Source organism: Neisseria sp. P0001.S005, from assembly GCF_051963715.1.
In genome coordinates, this window is sequence record NZ_JBQCTZ010000802.1 from 1 (window position 1) to 356 (window position 356).

The window sequence follows — 356 nt, forward strand, 5'->3', positions numbered from 1 at the left end:
GTTTTACCCAATTGAGCTTTCGCCATGATGTTGACGGCTTTATCCAATTCCCAAACGCTGCCGTTGTGGAAGTATGGATAGGTACGTTCAACGTTTCTCAAGCCGGGAACACGGAAGAAGAATTCGTCTTCGGCTTTTTTGGTTACGTCCGCACGGCCTTTGTCGTGTTTAGGATCGTCAATGTGTTTCCAGTAAGGACCATCCACCAAACCGAATTTTTGGAACATGGCACCGCCCAAGTTGACGCCGCTGTGACAAGCGATACAGCCGTTGTCCATAAATGCGCGTACGCCTTTGCGTTCTTGTTCGCTCAGGGCAGATACGTTGCCTTTCAGGTAGTCGTCCCAACGGGTCGG

General features: G+C 50.6%; 1 protein-coding gene. It reads right to left on the reverse strand.

Annotated features, from left to right (window positions below; translation table 11 throughout):
• The coding region (locus ACTHSP_RS22965) for a cytochrome-c peroxidase (protein ID WP_440347122.1) at positions 1–356 on the reverse strand (356 nt) is incomplete at both ends.